General features: G+C 73.3%; 15 protein-coding genes. 11 read left to right on the forward strand and 4 right to left on the reverse strand.

Features of this window, described 5'->3' with window-relative positions; all coding sequences use genetic code 11:
- Positions 1 to 101: 101 nt before the first annotated feature.
- Positions 102 to 1,301 (reverse strand): PucR family transcriptional regulator, encoded by a 1,200-nt coding sequence (locus tag ACFVGS_RS01980; RefSeq protein ID WP_384411393.1) that lies wholly within the window; start codon positions 1,299 to 1,301, stop codon positions 102 to 104.
- Between the two features lie 179 nt (positions 1,302 to 1,480).
- On the opposite strand from ACFVGS_RS01980, the gene ACFVGS_RS01985 reads away from it, so the two are divergent.
- From ACFVGS_RS01985 to ACFVGS_RS02025, 9 genes are all read left to right on the forward strand, one after another.
- On the forward strand, positions 1,481 to 2,299 hold the full coding sequence (locus tag ACFVGS_RS01985; RefSeq protein WP_385689393.1) for an ABC transporter ATP-binding protein: 819 nt from the start codon (positions 1,481 to 1,483) through the stop codon (positions 2,297 to 2,299).
- Positions 2,296 to 3,243, forward strand: a complete 948-nt coding sequence (locus tag ACFVGS_RS01990; protein WP_385689396.1) for an ATP-binding cassette domain-containing protein — start codon at positions 2,296 to 2,298, stop codon at positions 3,241 to 3,243. Before ACFVGS_RS01985 ends, ACFVGS_RS01990 begins: the two co-directional genes overlap by 4 nt.
- Positions 3,240 to 4,130, forward strand: coding sequence for a branched-chain amino acid ABC transporter permease (locus ACFVGS_RS01995; RefSeq protein ID WP_385689399.1), 891 nt, complete (start codon positions 3,240 to 3,242; stop codon positions 4,128 to 4,130). The genes ACFVGS_RS01990 and ACFVGS_RS01995 overlap by 4 nt, the downstream gene beginning before the upstream one ends.
- Complete coding sequence (locus tag ACFVGS_RS02000; RefSeq protein WP_385689402.1) at positions 4,123 to 5,226, forward strand: branched-chain amino acid ABC transporter permease; 1,104 nt, start codon at positions 4,123 to 4,125, stop codon at positions 5,224 to 5,226. Before ACFVGS_RS01995 ends, ACFVGS_RS02000 begins: the two co-directional genes overlap by 8 nt.
- Complete coding sequence (locus tag ACFVGS_RS02005; RefSeq protein WP_385689404.1) at positions 5,223 to 6,497, forward strand: ABC transporter substrate-binding protein; 1,275 nt, start codon at positions 5,223 to 5,225, stop codon at positions 6,495 to 6,497. The genes ACFVGS_RS02000 and ACFVGS_RS02005 overlap by 4 nt, the downstream gene beginning before the upstream one ends.
- 230 nt (positions 6,498 to 6,727) lie before the next feature.
- Entirely contained in the window at positions 6,728 to 7,891 is a 1,164-nt protein-coding gene (locus ACFVGS_RS02010; RefSeq protein ID WP_384411381.1) for a polysaccharide pyruvyl transferase family protein, read from the forward strand.
- Positions 7,892 to 7,921: 30 nt separating this feature from the next.
- Entirely contained in the window at positions 7,922 to 9,331 is a 1,410-nt protein-coding gene (locus ACFVGS_RS02015; protein WP_384411379.1) for an FAD-dependent oxidoreductase, read from the forward strand.
- Between the two features lie 191 nt (positions 9,332 to 9,522).
- Positions 9,523 to 11,193, forward strand: coding sequence for a SpoIIE family protein phosphatase (locus tag ACFVGS_RS02020; RefSeq protein ID WP_385689408.1), 1,671 nt, complete (start codon positions 9,523 to 9,525; stop codon positions 11,191 to 11,193).
- A gap of 161 nt (positions 11,194 to 11,354) precedes the next feature.
- Positions 11,355 to 13,265, forward strand: coding sequence for a glycoside hydrolase family 5 protein (locus tag ACFVGS_RS02025; RefSeq protein WP_384411375.1), 1,911 nt, complete (start codon positions 11,355 to 11,357; stop codon positions 13,263 to 13,265).
- Positions 13,266 to 13,293: 28 nt separating this feature from the next.
- Here ACFVGS_RS02025 and ACFVGS_RS02030 read toward each other — a convergent pair whose 3' ends face one another.
- Positions 13,294 to 13,569, reverse strand: coding sequence for a hypothetical protein (locus ACFVGS_RS02030; protein WP_384411374.1), 276 nt, complete (start codon positions 13,567 to 13,569; stop codon positions 13,294 to 13,296).
- A gap of 420 nt (positions 13,570 to 13,989) precedes the next feature.
- Between ACFVGS_RS02030 and ACFVGS_RS02035 the strand changes: the two genes are divergently transcribed.
- Positions 13,990 to 14,193 (forward strand): hypothetical protein, encoded by a 204-nt coding sequence (locus ACFVGS_RS02035; protein WP_385689412.1) that lies wholly within the window; start codon positions 13,990 to 13,992, stop codon positions 14,191 to 14,193.
- Entirely contained in the window at positions 14,165 to 14,572 is a 408-nt protein-coding gene (locus ACFVGS_RS02040) for a MerR family transcriptional regulator (RefSeq protein WP_385689415.1), read from the forward strand. Before ACFVGS_RS02035 ends, ACFVGS_RS02040 begins: the two co-directional genes overlap by 29 nt.
- A gap of 77 nt (positions 14,573 to 14,649) precedes the next feature.
- Here the strand turns inward: ACFVGS_RS02040 and ACFVGS_RS02045 are convergent, their stop codons facing one another.
- Positions 14,650 to 16,938 (reverse strand): FlgD immunoglobulin-like domain containing protein, encoded by a 2,289-nt coding sequence (locus tag ACFVGS_RS02045; RefSeq protein WP_385689417.1) that lies wholly within the window; start codon positions 16,936 to 16,938, stop codon positions 14,650 to 14,652.
- 50 nt (positions 16,939 to 16,988) lie between these two features.
- Positions 16,989 to 19,163: an MMPL family transporter gene (locus tag ACFVGS_RS02050; protein ID WP_385689420.1), complete on the reverse strand. Its 2,175-nt coding sequence runs from the start codon at positions 19,161 to 19,163 to the stop codon at positions 16,989 to 16,991.
- Positions 19,164 to 19,234 lie beyond the last annotated feature (71 nt).

Below are 19,234 nucleotides of genomic sequence, written 5' to 3' on the forward strand. Positions count from 1 at the left end.
GTCGCCGGCCGGCTGTGGGGCGCCTGCCTCGGGCCTCGGCCGCCGTCACCCCGCCCTCACGCGCGCCCGCACCCCGGCGTCACCCCGCCGCCCCGAATCCTTCAGCACGAGGCCGTCAGGCGGAAGGCGTCCAGGGCCAGCGTCATCTCCGTGAGGTCCCTCGGGCGGGACAAGGACCGGGACGTCAACTGCTCCAGGCGGCGCAGCCGGTTGAAGACCGTGTTGCGGTGGCAGTAGAGCCGGGCCGCAGCCCGGCCCGCCGAACCCTCGCACTCCAGCCAGACGTCCAGTGTCTCCAGCAGGATCGCGCGGTCGGCCGGGTCCAGCTCCAGCAGGCCGCCCAGGACGTCCGTCACCAGCAGACCGGCCAGCTCCGGCTGTCCGACCACCAGGGCGCCCGCCATCCGGCGGTCCAGCCGGACGATCTGCCGCGAGTCCGGCGGGCTGGTCCGCAGCGCCAGCTCCGCGAGCCTGCGTGCTCGCCCGAGCTCCGCGAGACCCGTCACCACCGGGCTGATCCCTCCCGGTCCCGGGCAGCGCCCGTCGAGGAGTTCGGACAGCGCGTCCAGACCGATGCCCTCCGCCAGCGACACCACCCCGATCTCGCAGTCCGCGCCCATCCGCCACAGGAACCGCGCACCCGCCCCCTGCACCCGCCGGTGGAAGGGCTCGGGGGCCTCCCGCCGGTCGTGCCGCAGCACCACCACCGCGTACCGGCCGTGCTCCGGCAGATCCAGGCCGGCCGCCGCCCGCGAGGTCACCTCCGGTGAACACCGGCCCTGCAGCAGCGCGTCGAGGAGGGCCTGGAGCTGTTCGTCGGTACGCCGCCGCAGCTCCCGTTCCGTCGCCCGGTACGCCTCCGACGCGGTGTCCGCCTGCGCGTCCACCGCCTGCCACACCATGGTCGCCGACTGGGTCAGCACCGCCAGTCTCGCCGGGAACGCCGCCGCGTCCTCGACCAGCGCCTCCCACACCAGATGACCGGCGTGCCGGTAGGCGTGCACCAGCAGCTCCAGCGGCATCCCCTGCTCGGCACGCCGCCGCCCCAGCTCGTCGGCGTGTTCCAGGTCCCGCCGCGGTGAGTCCCGCGGTGCCGAGATCATCTCGATCCCGATCCGCAGCGCCTCGTGGGCCTCACGCCAGTGCTGGTCGTACGGCACGATCCGGCCGTACGCCGGTTCGTACGCGTGCAGTTCCCTCAGGTGCTCGTCCACCAGCTCGGGCAGCCGCTCCAGAAGCGCCGTACACGCCTCGGCCAGCAGCTTCCAGTCATCGCCGGTCCGTGGTCTGCGCCGTCCCATGCCCGGAGGATGCCACCCGCTCGCCGTCACCGACAGGCCCCTGACACGCGGTGTTGTGCGGGTGCACAACCCGTGCCGCGGCCCGCTGGTCACCGGCAGCGTTTCGGCCGCCGCACGTGGACGGGCAGCCACCGCGGTGCTGGGGTGATCGCCACTGAACGGGCCACGGAAGGGGAACCATGGGAGGGACCGGACTCGCCCTCGAGGTCACGGACCTGTCGGCGGGATACGGACCGGTACGCGCCCTGAGGCGGGTGTCGCTCACCGTGCCGGAGGGCGCCGTCGTCACCGTGCTCGGCGGCAACGGCGCGGGGAAGTCCACTCTGCTGAGGGCCGTCTCACGCACGCTGTCGTTCCACGGCGGGGCCGTCACCTCCGGCACCGTCGCCTTCGGCGGGCGGCCGATCGGCGCGCTCGCGCCGGACCGCGTCGTCGCCGCCGGGATCTCCCAGGTGCCGGAGGGGCGGCAGGTCTTCGCCCGGATGACCGTGGAGGACAACCTGCGGGCGGGGGCGCTCGGCGCGCGGGGAGACCGGAGGGCGAGGGCGTCGGCCCTGCGACGGGTCCACGAGCTCTTCCCCGTGCTCGCCGACCGGTCCCGCCAGCGCGCCGGACTGCTGTCCGGCGGCGAACAGCAGATGCTCGCCGTCGGACGCGCGCTGATGGCCTCGCCGAAGCTGCTCCTCCTCGACGAGCCGTCGCTGGGCCTCGCCCCGCTCATGGCGGCCCGGATCGCCGACACGATCCGCGAGATCAACGCCCAGGGCACCGCCGTCCTCCTCGTCGAGCAGAACGCGGCGCTCGCGCTGCGGCTCGCCGACCGGGCGTACGTCCTGGAGGTCGGCGAGGTCTCCCTCTCCGGCCCGGCCGCCGAACTCGCCGCCTCCGACGAGGTACGGCGGCGCTATCTCGGCGTCGTCGACGAGACCGCGGACGCGGTCGCGTCGGACGCCGCCGTCGCGCACCCCGTCCTGGCGCGCTGGGAGGACAACCGATGAGCGAGCCCGGCCCGGACCCCGGTGGTCCGGCGAAGCCGTCCGCCGAAGCGGGCGAGGGCACCCCGGCGGACGCCCGGTCCGTCGAAGCCCCCGCGCCCCGGCGGTCGACCGCACCCGCCTCCCCGGAGGCCCACGTCCCGGAAAGGCCCGCCTCGTTGAAGGTTCCCGCCTCCGTCCCCGCCCTCGACGTCCGTGACGTCACCGTCCGCTTCGCGGGGCTCACCGCCCTCGACGCGGTCTCGTTCACCGTGCGTCCCGGCACCGTGCACGCCGTCATCGGCCCCAACGGAGCCGGCAAGTCCACCTGCTTCAACGTGCTCTCCGGCGTCTACCGGGCGACCGCGGGAAGCGTCCGGCTCGGCCCGCACGAGCTCACCTCCCTGCCTCCGCACAAGATCGCCGGGCTCGGCGTCGCCCGCATCTTCCAGAACCTCGCCCTCCCGCCCCGCGCCACCGTCGAGGACAGCCTGATGCTCGGCCGCCACCGGCTGACCCGCACGGGTTTCCTCGCCGCCGGGCTCCGGCTGCCCTCCGCCGCCCGCGAGGAAGCCCGCCACCGCGCCCGCGTCCGCGAGATCGCCGCCTTCGTCGGCCTGGAGAAGCAGCTCGCACAGCCCGCCGGATCCCTCCCCTACGGGCAGCAGAAGCTCGCCGAACTGGCGCGCGCCCTCTGCATGGAGCCCACGCTGCTGCTCCTCGACGAACCGGTGGCCGGGATGACCGCCGACGAGCGCCGGCGTACCGCCGCCGTCATCGCCGGTGTCCGCGACAGCCTCGGGATCTCCGTCGTTCTCGTCGAGCACGACATGGGCGTGGTGATGCGGCTGGCCGACGCCGTCACCGTCCTCGACTTCGGCCGCCGGATCGCCGACGGCGCTCCCGGCGACGTCCAGAACGACCCCGCGGTCGTCCGCGCCTACCTCGGAGAGGAGACCGCCGGGTGACCACCTTCCTCGAACTCCTGCTCAACGGCGTCTCGTTGGGATCCGTCTACGCCCTCATCGCCCTCGGGTTCGTGGTGATCTTCCGCGCCACCGAGGTCGTCAACTTCGCCCACGCCTCCCTGCTGCTCGCGGGCGGCTACGTGACCGCCGTGCTCCACGGGAGCATCGGGTTCTGGCCGGCGCTGCTGGCCGGGATCGGCGGCGCGGCCCTGGTCGGCGCCGCCGTCGAGTTCCTCGTCATGCGCCGCTACCGCGGCTCCGACCAGAGTGTCCTCGCCATCGTCACCATCGGCGTCGACATCCTCCTGGCCACCGAACTGACCCGCCGCATCGGCACCGACATCCTGTCGCCCGGCGACCCGTGGGGCGACGCCGTCGTCACCATCGGCCCGGTCACGCTGGCGCAGACCCGCATCGCGGCCTTCCTCACCGCCGGACTGCTCATCACCGCTTTCCTGCTCGCCTTCCGCCACACCTCCTGGGGCGTCGCCATGCGCGCCGCGGCCGAGAACCAGGAGACCGCCGCCCTCATGGGCATCCGGCTCGGCCGGGTCTCGCTCGGCGCCTGGGCGGTGGCCGGCGGCCTCGCCGCCGTCGCCGCGCTGTTCCTCACCGTCTTCCCCACCCCGGGCCTGGAACGGACGACCTCCCTCGCCGCGATGAAGGCCTTCCCCGCCGCCATCCTCGGCGGGCTCGACTCCACCACCGGCGCCCTCGTCGGCGGCCTGCTGGTGGGGGTCACCGAGTCCCTCGCCACCGGCTACCAGGGCGATCTGACCTTCCTCGGCGGCGGCATCGGCGATCTCGCCCCGTACCTGGTGATGGTCGCGGTCCTGCTCCTCCGTCCCGCAGGTCTCTTCGGCACGAAGGAGCTGTCCCGTGTCTGACACGCTTCCCCGCCGTGGAGCGGCCTCCCTCGCCCGGCCCCGGGTGTACGGGTGGGCCGCCGCCGGGCTCGTGCTCGTCGCCTTCCCCTTCTACCTGGACCGGTTCTGGCTCCAGGCCGGGCTCTTCGCCATGGCCGCCGCGATCGGCGCCATCGGCATCAACCTGCTGACCGGAGCCACCGGCCAGCTCTCGATGGGCCACGCCTTCTTCCTCGCCGTCGGCGCGTACGGCTACTGCGCCTTCGCCGGCGACGGGACGGACGGGCTGACCGGACTGGGCCTGCCCGGCTGGCTCGCCGCCGTCCTCGCCGTCGCCCTCGCGGGTGCGGCCGGCGGGCTGTTCAGCCCCATCGCGGGCCGGCTGCGGGGCGCCTACCTCGGCATCGCGACCCTCGCGCTGATCTTCATCGGGCAGCACGTCCTGTTCAACGCGCACGACCTCACCGGTGGCTTCAACGGCCGCGCCGTGCCTCCGCTGAACCTCTTCGGCCTCACCTTCGACGACAGCGAACTCGTGATCGCCCGGGTCCCGTTCGGTGCCGCCGAGAAGCTCTGGTACCTGGGTCTCGTCCTCCTGCTCGCGGGCGTCCTCTTCGCCCGTGGCGTCCTCCGCGGCCGTCCCGGCCGGGCCATGAACGCGATCCGGGACCACCGGATCGCCGCCGGTGTCCTGGGCATCCCCGTGGCCCGCTACCGCGCCGCCGTCTTCGTCCTGTCGTCCATGTACGCGGGACTGGCGGGGGTCCTGCTCGCCCTGGTCTTCCAGCGCACCGTGCCGGAGTACTTCGGCATGCTGCTCTCCCTCGAATACCTGGCCATGATCGTCATCGGCGGTCTCGGCTCGGTCGCCGGGGCGGTGGTGGGCGGCGTCTTCGTCTCCCTGCTGCCGCAGCTCCTCAACCGGTACAGCGACGCGCTGCCCCTGGTCTCCGCCCCCGGCACGGGCGGGATCGCACCGGGGGAAGCCGCCCGCTATCTCTACGGCGCCGCCGTCGTCGCGGTGGTGCTCTTCCTGCCCGGCGGCCTGGTCCGGCTCGCCGCCCGGCCCCGCGGGCGGAACGCCCGACCCTCGCACTCCTCTGGGGAGGAACGATGACCCACCGACGCCAGGCCCCGAGAACGACGGCCCTCGCGCTCGCCGCCGCCCTCGTCGCGCTGACCGCCGCCGGCTGCAGCTCCAAGGCCACGTCCACCGACGGGGCGGGCACCGGAGCGGACGGGGTGAAGTCCGGCACGGGCGTCACCGACAAGACCATCGCGGTCGGTGCGCTCACCGACATGACGGGCGTGTACGCCACGCTCGGCAAGAGCGTCACCCAGGCGCAGCAGTTGTACGTGAAGCAGGTCAACGCGGCCGGCGGGATCTGCGGCCGGCAGCTGGAGCTGACGGTCCGGGACCACGGCTACGACCCGCAGAAGGCGCTCTCCGCCTACACCGAGCTGGAGCCGAAGGTCGCCGGTTACATGCAGTTCATCGGTTCTCCGTTCGTCTCCGCCGTGAAGCAGCGTGTCGACGGCCGGGACAAGGGGCTGGTGCTGCCGCAGGCCTGGTCGGCCTCGCTGCTCGGTTCTCCGTACATCCGTGTCCTCGGCTCCACGTACGACATCGAGACGATCAACGCCGTCGACTTCCTGGTGAAGGAGAAGGGACTGGGGCCGGGCGACAAGCTGGGCCACGTCTACTTCGAGGGCGACTACGGCGAGAACGCGCTGGCGGGGTCGACGTACGCGGCCGGGAAGGCGGGGCTGACGATCGTGGAGCAGAAGATCAAGCCCACCGACAACGACATGTCGGCGCAGGTGGCGGCGTTGAAGCAGGCGGGCGTCAAGGCCGTCGTCATCAGCGCGGGCCCGCGGCAGGCCGCCTCTCTGGTCGGTGTCGCGGCGGCGGCGAAGCTCCTGGTGCCGGTCGTCGGCAACAACTCGGCCTTCGCCCCTCAGCTGCTGGGCACCCAGGCCGGGCCGGCGCTGGAGAAGATGTACTGGTTCGCGTCTCCGAGCCTTCCGATCGGCGCCGACACCCCGGCCGCGAAGAAGCTCGTCGCCGACTACAAGGCCGCGTACCCGAACGACAGCCTCGACAACGGCATCGTGGCCGGCTGGACGGCGGCCGGCGTCTTCGGCGAGGCGCTGAAGAAGGCCTGCGACGCCAAGGACCTCACCCGCGAAGGCATCGACAAGGCCCTGCTGACCCTGAACGCGTACGACGCCGGATTCGGGGCGCACGACCTCAGCGACCCGAAGGCGCCGTCCTCACGCGAGTCCGTCATCCTTCAGCCGGACAAGTCCGTCCCCGGCGGCATGCGGACCGTCCGTGAGCCGTTCGTCTCCGAGGCGGCGAAGGGCTTCACGCCGAAGCCCCGCTGAGCACGTTTCGCCCCGCCCGGCGGCGTGAAACGCCTCGCCCCGTGTGACGCGGGGACGGCGGCCCGGCGTCCCCTGGGGCGCCGGGCAGATGTCCTCTCCCGTGACCTCCGCGTAGGCGCGCCGTCCCGGCGTCCGGCCGCCGGCCCGCACCGCGCCGAGATGCGGAGATTCCCGTTTGGGGTGAACTGGTAGGAGGTGACCGCGCCTGCTGGAGATCACGAGAGGTGACCATGGGCGACCGCAAGGGTGTGACCGTAGGGGTGCTGGGGTCCTACGGCGGCAGGAACGTGGGTGACGAGGCGATCCTCACCGCCATGCTCGACCGTGTGCAGGGCGCGCGGCCGGACGCCCGCGTCGTGGTGTTCTCCCGTGACCCCGACTACAGCCGGGGCGTCCGTCCGGACGTCGACGTGGTCGGCTGGGAGGGCGTGAGCCGGGAGCGCACGTCCGAGCACATGCGCGGGCTCGACGTCCTGATCCTCGGCGGCGGGGGAATCCTGTACGACACGGAGGCCCGCCGGTACCTCCGGTTGGTGCGCACCGCGCAAGGCCACCGCGTACCCGTCTTCACGTACGCCGTGGGCGCCGGCCCGCTCACCGACGAGGTCGACTGCGACTGGGTGCGCTCGACCCTCACCGACGCAGCCGCGGTGACGGTCCGTGACGAGGAGTCGAGGCTCGTCCTGGAGGAGGCGGGTCTCGAGCGGCCCATCACGGTGACCGCCGACCCCGCCCTGCTGCTGCGGCCCGGTGACGGCGGGGAGGAGCTGCTGAGGGCCGAGGCCGTGCCGCGCGGGGTGCGTCTCGTGGGCATGAGCGTGCGCGAGCCGGGGCGGGCCGCCTCGCACCTCGACGAGAACGGCTACCACCAGCTCCTCGCCCACGTCGGCGACTTCCTCGTCAACCGGCTGGACGCCCACGTCGTGTTCGTTCCCATGGAGCGTGACGACGTCCGCCACGCCCACGCCGTGGCGTCACACATGGCCGACGCCGGTGCCTGCACGGTGCTGCGCGGCGCCTCCCGCCCGCAGCAGGTCCTCGACATCGTCAAGCAGCTGGACCTGGCCATCGGGATGCGGCTGCACTTCCTCATCTTCGCCGCGCTCGCCGGCGTGCCCCTGCTGCCCCTTCCGTACGCGGGGAAGGTCTTCGACTTCGCCCAGCAGATCGGCGCGCCCGCTCTGCGCGGGGTGGCGCGGGAGAACGTCGGCCTGCTGCTCGCCGAGGTGGACCGGCTCTGGGACGAGCGTTCCGCGCGGCGGGCCGAGACCGCCGCCCGGACGGCGGCCATGCGGATGCGGGCCGACCTGACCGCCGAGCACTTCCTGGCCTATCTGGAGACCATCGCCCCACCGCCCGTGCTGTCCGGCCGGCCGGCGACCCCCGTCGGCTGATCCCCGCCCGCCACGGCCCCAGGAGGACCCGTGACCTATCTGATCGCGCCTCGCGTACCCCGGCACGTGGAGCTGCCCGCGCGGCAGGCGCTGCACGGGGGCAGCACGCAGGTGCTGGTCGTCGGCGGCGGGCCCGCGGGCATCGGCGCGGCCATCGGCGCCGCCAACGCGGGCGCCCAGGTCATCCTGGTGGAGCGGTACGGGTTCCTCGGCGGCAACGCCACCGCCGCGCTCGTCATGCCGCTGATGAGCTTCCACAACGAGGTCAAGCAGGCCGTCGGGGGAGACACCGCCCGCCTGCTGCCGCCCGACCACGGCGAGGGCGAGCCGGTCGTGGGAGGTGTCCTGTGGATGCTGCTCGACCAGCTGGTGCACGCCGGAGCGGCGATCCGCCCGTCGGTCGAGACCGGCTACACGGTGCCGTTCGACGCGGAGCTGTTCAAGCTGGTCGTGTACGACCTGCTGGAGAAGCACGAGGTACGCACCCTGCTCCATGCCTTCGCCTCGGGAGTGGTCCCGCTCCCCGAACGGGCCCGTGCGGTGTTCGAGACGAAGTCGGGGCCGGTCGTCATCGACGCCGACGTGATCGTCGACTGCACCGGCGACGGTGACATCGCCGCCGCGGCCGGGGCGGACTACGAGATCGGCCGCCCGGAGGACGGCTGGACGCAGCCCATGACGCTGATGTTCCGGATGGTGCGTTTCGACCAGGAGGAGTTCGCCGGGTACGCCCGCACCCACCCGGACCAGTGGAAGGGCGTGCACGGCCTGTGGGACCTCGTCCGCGCGGCCACCGACGCCGGCGAGCTGGACCTGCCCCGCGAGGACATCCTCTTCTTCGCCACCCCGAACGACGGCGAGGTCGCGGTCAACTCCACCCGGGTCACCGAGGTGCTGGGCACCAGCGTCTGGGATCTCACCCGCGCCGAGTTCGCCGCCCACCGCCAGATGGAGCAGATCTCCCGCTTCCTGCGCAGCCGCGTGCCCGGTTTCGAACGGGCGTACGTGGCGCAGAGCGGCGTGCAGGTCGGGGTCCGCGAGACCCGCCGGATCATGGGCGAGTACGAGCTCACGGGCGAGGACGTGCTGGGGGCGCGCACGTTCGACGACGCCGTGGCCCGGGGCGCCTACCCGGTGGACATCCACAACCCGAGCGGCCGCGGCACCGTGCTGCGGCGGCTCCCGCGGGGAGAGTCGTACGACATCCCCCTGCGGTGTCTGATGCCCCGCGGCCTGGACAGGATCCTGGTCGCCGGCCGGTGCATCTCCGGCGACCACGTCGCCCACTCCTCGTACCGCGTGATGCCCATCGCGATGGCCACCGGGCAGGCCGCGGGTGTCTGCGCGGCCCTCGCGTCCACCACGGGCGCACTGCCCCGCGACGTCCCCGTCCGCGCGGTCCAGGACGAACTGCGCGCACAGGGCGCCAGCCTGCGCTGATCACTTCGCGGCCGGTCCGTTCGTCTATCCTGCTCGTCCGGTCGGGGACCGATCCCGGTGCCGGGATGATCCCGGCACCTGGTGAGTTCGTCGTCCGGCTGGGTAGGTGGAGGGTCGCGGCGCGGAGCCGCGTGATCCGTGGGGACGGCTTGCCGCCCCTGTTCGACACGACGCGGGAAGGGTGCAAGGGCATGCGAGGGCAGGACCCGGGGCCGGCCACGCTGCCAGGCGCGGCGCCCGTCGTCGGTGACCTCGGCGGCTACGTGGTGGACGAGACCGGGCGGATCGTCTCGGTCAACGACTGCGGCCTGGCGCTGCTGCGCCTCACCCCTGAGGCCGCGGTCGGGCACGACCACCACGAGCTGCTGCACCGCGACCCCGACGGGCACGTCCGCCCCCGGGCGCTGTGCCCGATCATGGACGCGGTCCTGTCCCAGGCGGCCGGCAGCGGGGCGGGCGTGTGCTTCCTGCGCGGCGACGGCCTGCTGCTGCCGGTCCACTGGACCGCCACCCCCTACCCGGTCGGCAACGGCGCGGGCACCCTGGTGCTGTTCCACCCCGGCCCCGTCGACGTGTCGACGGCCGCCCAGGGCACCTTGCAAGAGTTCGACCGTCTCGCCCTGCTCGCCGAGACCACCACCTCGCTGACCTCGACGATGAACGAGGAGGAGACGGTCGACCGGCTGGCGCGCCTGGTCCTCCCCCGGCTGGCCGACTGGATGGTCGTCGACCTGAAGGCCGACAGCGGCGACATCCGGCGCAGCCACGTGGTCGAGCATCAGGCCGGCCGCCTCGTCCGGCACACTGAGCTCGAAGGGCCGATCCCCGCCGTCACGGCCCAGTCCCGGCTGCCGCTGTCGCGGGCCCTGCGGGGCAGCGGCGCTTCCCTGGCCGGGCCGGAGGTCTACCAGGGCGAGCCCGACTCCGGTATCGCCGTCGTCCAGCACGAGCTGTTCGCCGCCACCCGCATGCACTCGGCCGTCATCGCCCCGATCCGCGGCCCCCGAGAGGTGCTCGGCGCCCTCACGCTGGGCCGCGGCGACAACCTCGTACCGTTCACCGGCCGCGACCTGGCGCTGCTGGAGGACATCGCACGACGCGCCGGAGTCGCCCTCTCCAACGCCCGCCTGTACCAGCGCCAGCGCCGGGTCTCCGAGACGATGCAGCGCCACCTGCTGCCCCGTCTGCCCGAGGTGCCGGGGGTCGAACTCCACGCGAGCTATCTGTCCGCTCCGGACGCCTCGCAGGTCGGCGGCGACTGGTACGACGCGTTCACGCTGCCCGACGACACCACCGGTCTGGTCATCGGCGACGTGGCCGGGCACGACCTGGAAGCGGCCGCCCGCATGGCGCAGTTGCGCAACATGCTGCACGCCCTGGCATGGTCCGAGCCCGACCCGCCCAGTGCGGTCGGCCGGCTCGACCAGGTGATGGCCCGCACCACCGACCTGTCGACCGCCACCCTCGTGCTGGGCCGCCTCGCCTCCACCGGGCAGTCCGGCTGGACCTGGGAGTGGACCAACGCCGGCCACCCGCCGCCCCTGCTGATCGCTGCCGACGGACGCGCCGAATACCTGCACACCACAGGGAGCGTGCTGCTCGGCATCGGGACTTCCGTGACCCGGGGCCGGGGGTCCGTCCAGCTGCCTCCCGGCTCGACGCTGCTGCTCTACACCGACGGTCTCATCGAGTCCCGAGCTCTCGGCGTCGAGCCCGGCCTCGCCCGACTCCGCCGCCATGCCGGGGCTCTGGCCCACCACAGTCTCGGCGTGATCTGCGAACGGCTCCTCGACGAGGTCCGCCCGCCGGACAACGACGACGACGTCGCCCTCCTCGCCGTCCGCGTCCCCGGCGCGAGCTGAGCCGCGCGGACCGCCGGTCGGGCGCGGCGGCTCCGCCCCGGCCGACGGCGGTACCGGTCCCCCGGCGGTTACTTGTGGGTACGGAGTCTTGTCAGCCGCATGCGGTGCACGCGAGCATGCTGCGGCACGGCTCCCACCCCCCTCACTCACCAGAGGCCGTCATGAAGCGAACACTGCGGGGAGTCGCGCTCGCCGCGGCCCTCATCGCCGCCGGGACCCCGGCCACCGCCGCACCGGCCGCCGCGGCACCACTCACCGCCGCGCCCGCGTCGTCGTCCGCCGGCTCCCTGCTCGCCGACAGCTGGCAGCCCCCGCTCAGCACCCGCGGCCGCTACGTCGTGGACGCCGACGGCGACCGCTTCAAGCTCAAGTCCGTGAACTGGCACGGCGCCCAGGGCTCGTACAACGGTTCGGGGGACGTGAACGACCCCGCCCACCACCACGACGCCGAGAAGTCCGACCAGATGCCGCTGGGCCTGGACCGGGTGCCGATCGGGACGATCCTCGCCGACTTCCACCGGCTCGGCGCCAACAGCGTCCGGCTGCCGTTCTCCAACGAGATGCTGCACGACCAGCGGCCGGTCCCCGACGCCTCCGTCGCCGCCAACCCGTCCCTCAAGGGCAGGACACCCCTCCAGGTCTTCGACGCGGTGATCGCGGCGACCACCGCCGAGGGCTTCGCCGTGATCCTCAACAACCACACCAACACCTCCCGTTGGTGCTGCGGGCTCGACGGCAACGAGCGCTGGAACACCAGCCAGTCCACCGCCCAGTGGGAGAACGACTGGCTCTTCGTCGCCAAGCGCTACGAGGACAACGACCGCGTCGTCGGCGCCGACCTCTACAACGAGGTCCGCCGCACGGTCATGGACGACGCCAACTGGGGCCGGGGCGACGACCACGACTGGTGGACCGCCTCCCAGCGCCTCGGCGACCGGCTGCTCACCGAGGCCGACCCCGACCTCCTCGTCATCGTCGAGGGCATCAACTGGCAGGGCATACCCACCGACCTCACCCCGCACTGGCGGCCCACCCTCGAACCCGCCCGCGAGCTCTCCCACACCCTCGTCGCCTCGAACAAGCTGGTCTACTCCGCCCACTTCTACGGCTACACCGGACCGAACCACACCGGGGCGACCGGCACGGGCGAGACCAGCGACCGGCGCTACCAGGAGCTCTCCCGTGAAGAGCTGTTCCAGACGCTGACGCGCCAGGCGCTCTTCGTCGCCGACGACACCCGACGCCACTACACCGCGCCCGTCTGGATCAGCGAGTTCGGCATCGGCGCCGACGAGACCAACCCGCAGGGCCGGACCTGGTTCGCGAACTTCGTCGACTACCTCGTCGAGCACGACGCCGACTTCGCCTACTGGCCGGCGGTCGGCTTCACCGGCCACGGCCGGTGGAAACTGCTCGACTACGACTCCGAGGGCCGCCGCTCCGGCGTCCTCGACGGCGGCGACTGGCGCACCCCACACTGGCAGCGGCTCGTCGACGCCCCCGCCCGGACCGGCACCGTGCCCGTCGCCGACACCTGGGACATGCTCACCACCGACCACTCGGACTTCGTCCAGTCCGTCCGCGCCCGCGCGCGGGGCGACTGGGACCTCGGCGCCCGCAAGGCGGCCTGCCCCGACGGCCAGCGGCTCGTCGGCCTCTCCCACACCGGCGGACGCGGCCTGTGCACCGACACGGGAGCCGCCGGACTCGCCGCGCCCGCGGGGGCGTTCACCGTGGTGACCGACGAGCGGTACGTCACCGACGGCGACTGGGCCGGCGGCTACACCAAGTTCCAGTGCCCCGCGCACCAGTTCATGGTCGGCTACAGCCTCCGCGGCGGGGCCCTGTCCGCCGCGCTGTGCGCCGAGGCCGTCCGTGCCCTGCCGAAGTCCGGCCGCACCCTCTGGTTCGACCGCGGGGACAACCGTCCCACGGGCGCGCCGGGCGGCGAGTTCGCCCAGGGCCACTACAAGGGCCAGTGCGGAAGCGGCGAGTACGCGGCCGGCGTCGCCCACAGCGGCGCCTGGGCCAGAGGCAACAAGCCCGCTGCTCTCCTCTGCCGGACTCTGTGAGGCGGCACCCGGTGCGCCGCCTGACGATTCACGCCGCCGCGGGCCTGGGCGGTGCCGCGATCGCCGGGCCGACGACCGTCAGGGAGATCCCCAGGCCCTCGCAGAGCCGGCGGGTGCGGGCGAGGGCGCTGAGGGAGGCCGGGGACGGATCGGCGGTCGGCAGCTGCAGCCGGACGTGACGCGGGCGATGGCTGAAGAGGAGCTGCTCGATGTGCATCACCGCCGCGGCGCGGCTGGGGATGTCCAGATCACACACCAGCGCCATGTGCAGCAGCCCGTCTTCCCTCGCGTGCCTGATGAGCACGGCTCCTCCTCCCACACCGCAGTGCCCACCCCCTGCCGAAGGACGCTCTGCTCGAGAGCACGACAGAGGGTGGTACGCCCATTATCGCCCGAAGAGTGGACGAGCACCGCACAACAGGCTGCGGCCCACGGCAGCACGACGGCCTGCGCGCGCCCCCAGCGGCGCCGGCCCGGCCCGCGTCGATCCCGTACGGTGCCGGCACCTCACCCGAACGCAGGTATCTGCTCGCCCCCGAGGAGACCAATCCCTACGGTCGGAGGGAGTCACGCGCGGTGAGCAGGCCGCTCCCCGGCGCTTCGGGCCGCGGTGCGCCCTCTCCGGCGGAACCCGGCGGCCGGCGCACGGCCGACCCGCGACGCCGTGGACGGCGGCGCGGGAGTCCGCCGGGGGTCAGACGGTGAGAGCGGTGGACAGGGCCACGTGACGCCATCGGTCGAGTTCGCGGCGCACCAGGTCCAGCTTCGCCTCGACGCGTTCGACCGCATCCGCGCCCAACTGCAGGCGCAGCGGCGGCTCGGCGGCCTCGGTGAGGTCGACGACGGCCTTGGCCGCCTTCGCCGGGTCACCCGGCTGACGGCCGTCGTGGTGGGCCAGCGTGCACGCCCTGCGCTTCTACGAGCGTGAGGGCCTGTTCGCCAACCCGGTACGCCGCCTGTCCAACGGCCGCCGGATCTATCACGAGGAAGACCTGGAGTGGCTGGCGATCTGCACCAGGCTGCGCTCCTCCGGCATGCCGCTGGCCATGATCCGGCAGTACATCGACCTGGTCCGCCGCGGCCCGGGAAACGAACGCGAGCGCCTCGAGGTGCTGCGCCGCCACGAACACCACGTGGAGGCGCAGATCCGGGAACTGCAGGAGACCCTGGAGGTGATGCGGTACAAGGTGCGGATCTACGAGGACCACCTCGCCCGTGGCGAGGCCGACCGGCTCTGGAACCCGTCCCACCGCGACACCGCACGGACCGGGACGGGCCAGGAGTGCCGGCCGCCTGAAGGGGCATGACCGCCGACGGGGCGGATCCGGCGCCCTGCCCGACGCGGTGTCGGGCAAGGCGCCGGGCCGGCACCCGGTCCTCTCGGTCAGTCGACCCGTACGACGCCCGAGGCCGTCGTCTGCGGGCCGGCGCCGTCCGCGGGGGCGGAGGTCAGCTGCCAGGTGTAGGCGCCGGTGGCCACCGGGGTGCCCGCGTCAGAGGTGCCGTCCCAGGAGACGCGTACGGCACTCAGGGCCGCTCCGCCCGTCCAGGTGCGCACCACCTCGCCGGTCTCGCGGTGGGTGAGCGTGACCCGCCAGGACACCGCGGGCTTGGAGAGCCACCACGCGGCGGCCCACTCGGCGGCGCCGTCCCGGACCAGTGTGCGAGGCGCCGCGGTCCGGGCGACGCGCAGCGGGGAGACGTCCCGTTGCGGCGCGGTGACGTGGACGGTGTCGTCCGCGCCGACCCAGGCGAGCTTCCCGGCGCCCGGGTCGAGGGTCCAGGTCGTGCCGCGCCCGTCTCCGTTCGCGGGCTGCTTCAGGCCGGTGACGGTGCCCAGATGGGCCGTGGTGCCGTCCCCTCGCAGCGCGGTGAGGCGCAGCTCGCCGGACCCGTCGCGGTGGGCGAGGAAGCGGTCGCCCAGGAGGACGCCCGACGCCGGGGCGGGGTAGGTGTGCCCGGTGGCCAGGTCGCGCACTCCCGCCGCGTCCTGGGAGGCGCAGCTCCAGTACAGGAGGGTGCCGCTGCGCTGGAGTTCGTCCGGGACGCACGCGGTGCCCAGCGCGACGGTGTCGGTCACGTTGCCGGTGAGCAGGTTGATCACCTTCACCGTGCCCGGGTTGGCGAGGGCCGGCTTGAGCAGCCACTTCTGCTCCAGTACGGCGGCCTGCGCGCGCTGTTCGCGGACGACGACGTCGCGTGCGGTGTCCACGACGTACTGCCGTCCGGCCGCCTCGTACAGGACGAACTCCGGTGCCGTGTCGACGATCCGGCCGCCCTTGCCCGGCAGGGTGAGGCTGTCCGCCGGGTGCTCCGGGTCGTCGCCGGTCACGAGCACGTCGGCGCCCGTGTCCGGGTCCTGGACGAGGCGGGCCAGGCCCTCGTCGGTTCCGTCGGCGAAGCGGCCCGCCGCCGTGCCGGGGAGATCGGCGAGCGCCGCCCCCTTCACCGGGTCGAGTCCGGTTCCGACGCCCGTGCCGTGCAGGGTCTCCTTGCCGGCCAGGGAGTTGACGTACCGGAGGCGCCCGCGGTCCAGGCTCAGCGCCTGGATGTGGCCGTCCGCCGTCTTGACGCCGGGTACGTCACGCAGGAGCAGGTCGAAGACGAGTCCGGAGCCGTCCACGCTGAAGTGGTGGATGGCGCGCCGGCCTTCGGCGTCCTTGCCCAGCGCGACGAGCGAGCCCCCGCCCTCGGAGCGCAGGAACGTCGTCTCGACCTCGCTCAGCAGCGTCCGCCCGGCCTCCGCCCCGGCGAAGGGGGTGAGGCGCAGGGGCCCGCCGTCGCCCTCGCGCCAGAGCACGTTGCCGCCCACGACGAAGGACGTGACCACGCTGTCGGCCGACTGCGTGGCGAGCGGTACGACGCGGGGGCCGGCCGCCATGTCGGCGCGGTCCATGACCCGCACGCCCGGCTCCCCGCCGCGGGTGAACCAGCTGACGGTCTCCTGCGTGATCCGGAAGCTGCTCGCCTCGCCGGTCACGGGCAGCGGCTCGACGGTGCCGTTGTACGCGGTGAGGATGCCGTACCCCGGGGTGCCGTCGGCGTTGCGGTAGCCGATCAGGAGCCGGTTGTAGTGGGCGCCGAGCAGCACGGGCTCGGCGCCGGTGGTGGCTCCCGCGGGGAGCTGGACGACGGGGTCGTTCGCCGGGGCGCCGCCCCGCGCCACGCGCAGCTGGTGACGGCCGTCGCCCAGGTCCACGGTGGCCAGCACCCAGCCGTTGGCGACCCGCGGGTTGAGGTAACCGGCGGGCACGGTGACGGTGCTGGTGAAGCCGGGATCCTCGATGCCGACCCGCACGACGTCCGTGCCGCCGTCCGCGCGCGGCCTGAGGTGGACGACGCGGTTGAACTCGTCGTGGCCCCGGACGATCGCGTCCTCCGGTACGCCGTCGAGCTCCGGGAGGGGCTTGGTGGCGCGGTTGTAGGTATTGGTCCAGAGGTAGCCGCCGCCTTCGCGGTGCAGGACGCCCTGGCCGCCGGTCGCCAGCAGGGTCTCGACGCCGTCGCCGTACGCGTCCGGCGCGGGTACGAGGACCTCGGCCGCCTCGGCCGCGTGAGCCGTGGCCGGCAGCACGACGGCCGTTCCCGCGGCGAGGACGGCGGCGATGGCCGCCGCGGTGGCGGTTCGACTGGTAGTGCGTGTGCGCAGGTGGTGGAACACCTGACCCCCCAAGTGTTGACAGGCTGACTTGCAGGATATTGCTGTGAACGCGGTCAACACTACTAGCCAGCAAGGGACTTGTACACGGAATAGGGCGGCTCGTCGTGCGGCCTCCGCGGCTCCTCGCTCAGGCCGAAGCGGCGGTGGAACCGGCGCAGCGGTCCCGGCGCCCACCAGTTGGCGCGGCCGGCGAGGCGCATCGTGACCGGCAGGAGGATGACGCGGATGAGGGTCGCGTCGACCAGGACCGCCAGCGCCGTACCGACGCCCAGCTCCTTGAGGAAGACGACCCCGCCGGTCGCGTACACGGCGAAGCTCAGGGCGAGGATCCCGGCGGCGGCGGTGATCAGCGGAGCGCTGCGACGGATGCCGGTGACGACGGCCCGCTCGGTGTCGCCGGTCCGCTCGTACTCCTCCTTGATGCGGGCCAGCATGAACACCTCGTAGTCCATGGACAGGCCGTAGACGACGCAGAACATCAGCACCGGAATGCTCGGTTCGATCGAGCCGGTGGGGGTGAAGCCCAGCACCGAGGCGAAGTGGCCGTCCTGGAAGACGTACACGAGGCATCCGAACATGACCGACAGGCTCAGCAGGTTCAGGACGGTCGCCTTGACGGGCAGCAGCACGCTGCCGGTGAGAAGGAACAGGACGACGAACGTCGCGGCCAGGATCAGGCCGACGACGAGCGGCAGCCGGTCGAGCAGGGTGGCGCGGAAGTCGGTGGTCTCGGCGGGATAGCCGCCGACCAGGACACCCGGCGGGCCGTCGGTGGTGCGGATGCGTTCGACGAACGCGGGCACGTCTCCGTACATCGCCTGCTGGGTGGGGACGACGGCGAGGAGCGCGGCGCCGCTCTTCCCGTACGCGGGCGGCCCGACCCGGAAGACACCCGGGACGCGGGCGAGGTCGGAGGCGTACGAGGCGAGCGCGCGCCGGTCCACGGGCGCGCGGACGACGACCTGGACGGTGTCGGTCGGCTCGGCGGCGAACTCCCGGTGCACGATCTCCGAGGTCGTACGGGCCGGGGCGCCGGCCGGCAGGGTCCGTTCGTCCGGCAGCCCGAAGCGCAGGCCGAGGAGCGGCGAACCGGCCAGCAGCAGGACGCCGAGGACGGCGGCGCCGCTGAGGGCGGGGCGGCGCAGGGCGCGCAGGGCCGTGCGGTGCCACAGGCCGTTCGGGGCGGGCGGCGTCGTGCGCTCCATGCGGTGGCCCCAGCGGGCGAGGGCCGCGGGCAGCACGAGCACGGCGCCACCGACCGCCGTGAGGACGACGAGGATGCCCGCGTAGGCGAAGGAGCTGAGGAAGAAGAAGGGGAAGACGAGCAGGGCCGAGAGCGAGGCGGCCACGGTGACACCGCTGAACACGACGGTGCGCCCGGCCGCTGCCGTGGCCCGGACGACGGCTTCGGGCTGGGGACGGCCGGCGGTGCGTTCTTCGCGGTAACGGGTGATGAGGAAGAGGCTGTAGTCGATGCCCAGGCCGAGCCCCAGCACGAGCGCGATGTTGGCGGCGAACGTGGAGACCTCGGTGAACCGCGCCAGCAGGCGCAGTCCGGCGAGGGTGCCGACGACGGCGAGCAGCCCGGTGCCCACGGTGATCAGCGCGGCGGCGGTCCTGCGGTAGACGAGGATCAGGAGCAGGACGACGGCCGGCAGGACGATCACCTCGGCGGTGAGGAAATCGGCGCGTGCCTGCTCGCCGACCTGACGGGAGATCTCCTCCTGTCCGCCGACCTGGACGGTGAGTTCGGGTGTGGTGCGGGTCAGGAGCGGCGACAGCGTGGCGAGTCGGGCGCGGGTCTCGGTGGCGGTTCCTTCGAGGCGGACGAGGATCAGGGCACGGCGGCCGTCCTTCGACCGCAGGGCGGGGCTCCGGTCCTCCCAGTACGCATGGGTGTCGGTGACCTGCGGCAGTGCGGCGACCTCGGCGGCGAGAGCACGCGCGGCACGGCCGGTGGCCGGGGCGTCGACGTCGCCGCCCCGGGCGGTGACGAGGAGCGCGAGGTTGGGATTGCCGGTGGTGAAGTCCTCACGCAGGACGCGGGCCGCCTCGACGGACTCGGTGCCGGGAGCGTCCCAGCGGGCCAGGTCGAGATCGGCCTGGGCGCCCGCGCCGTAGAAGCCGAGGCCGAGGAAGAGGAGCAGGGCGGTGACGAGCACGGCGCGGCTGCGGCGCACGGCGAGGGCGCCGAGGCGGGTGAGGGGACCGGTGTTCGGGGGCGGTTCTTGCTGCATAAGGCCACGCTCGGACGGCGCACTGACCGGTCGCTGGAAGGCCCGCTGGAAGTCTCGCTGGAAGGCCCGGC

The organism is Streptomyces sp. NPDC127114 (assembly GCF_042677525.1).
Taxonomy (GTDB): Bacteria; Actinomycetota; Actinomycetes; order Streptomycetales; family Streptomycetaceae; genus Streptomyces.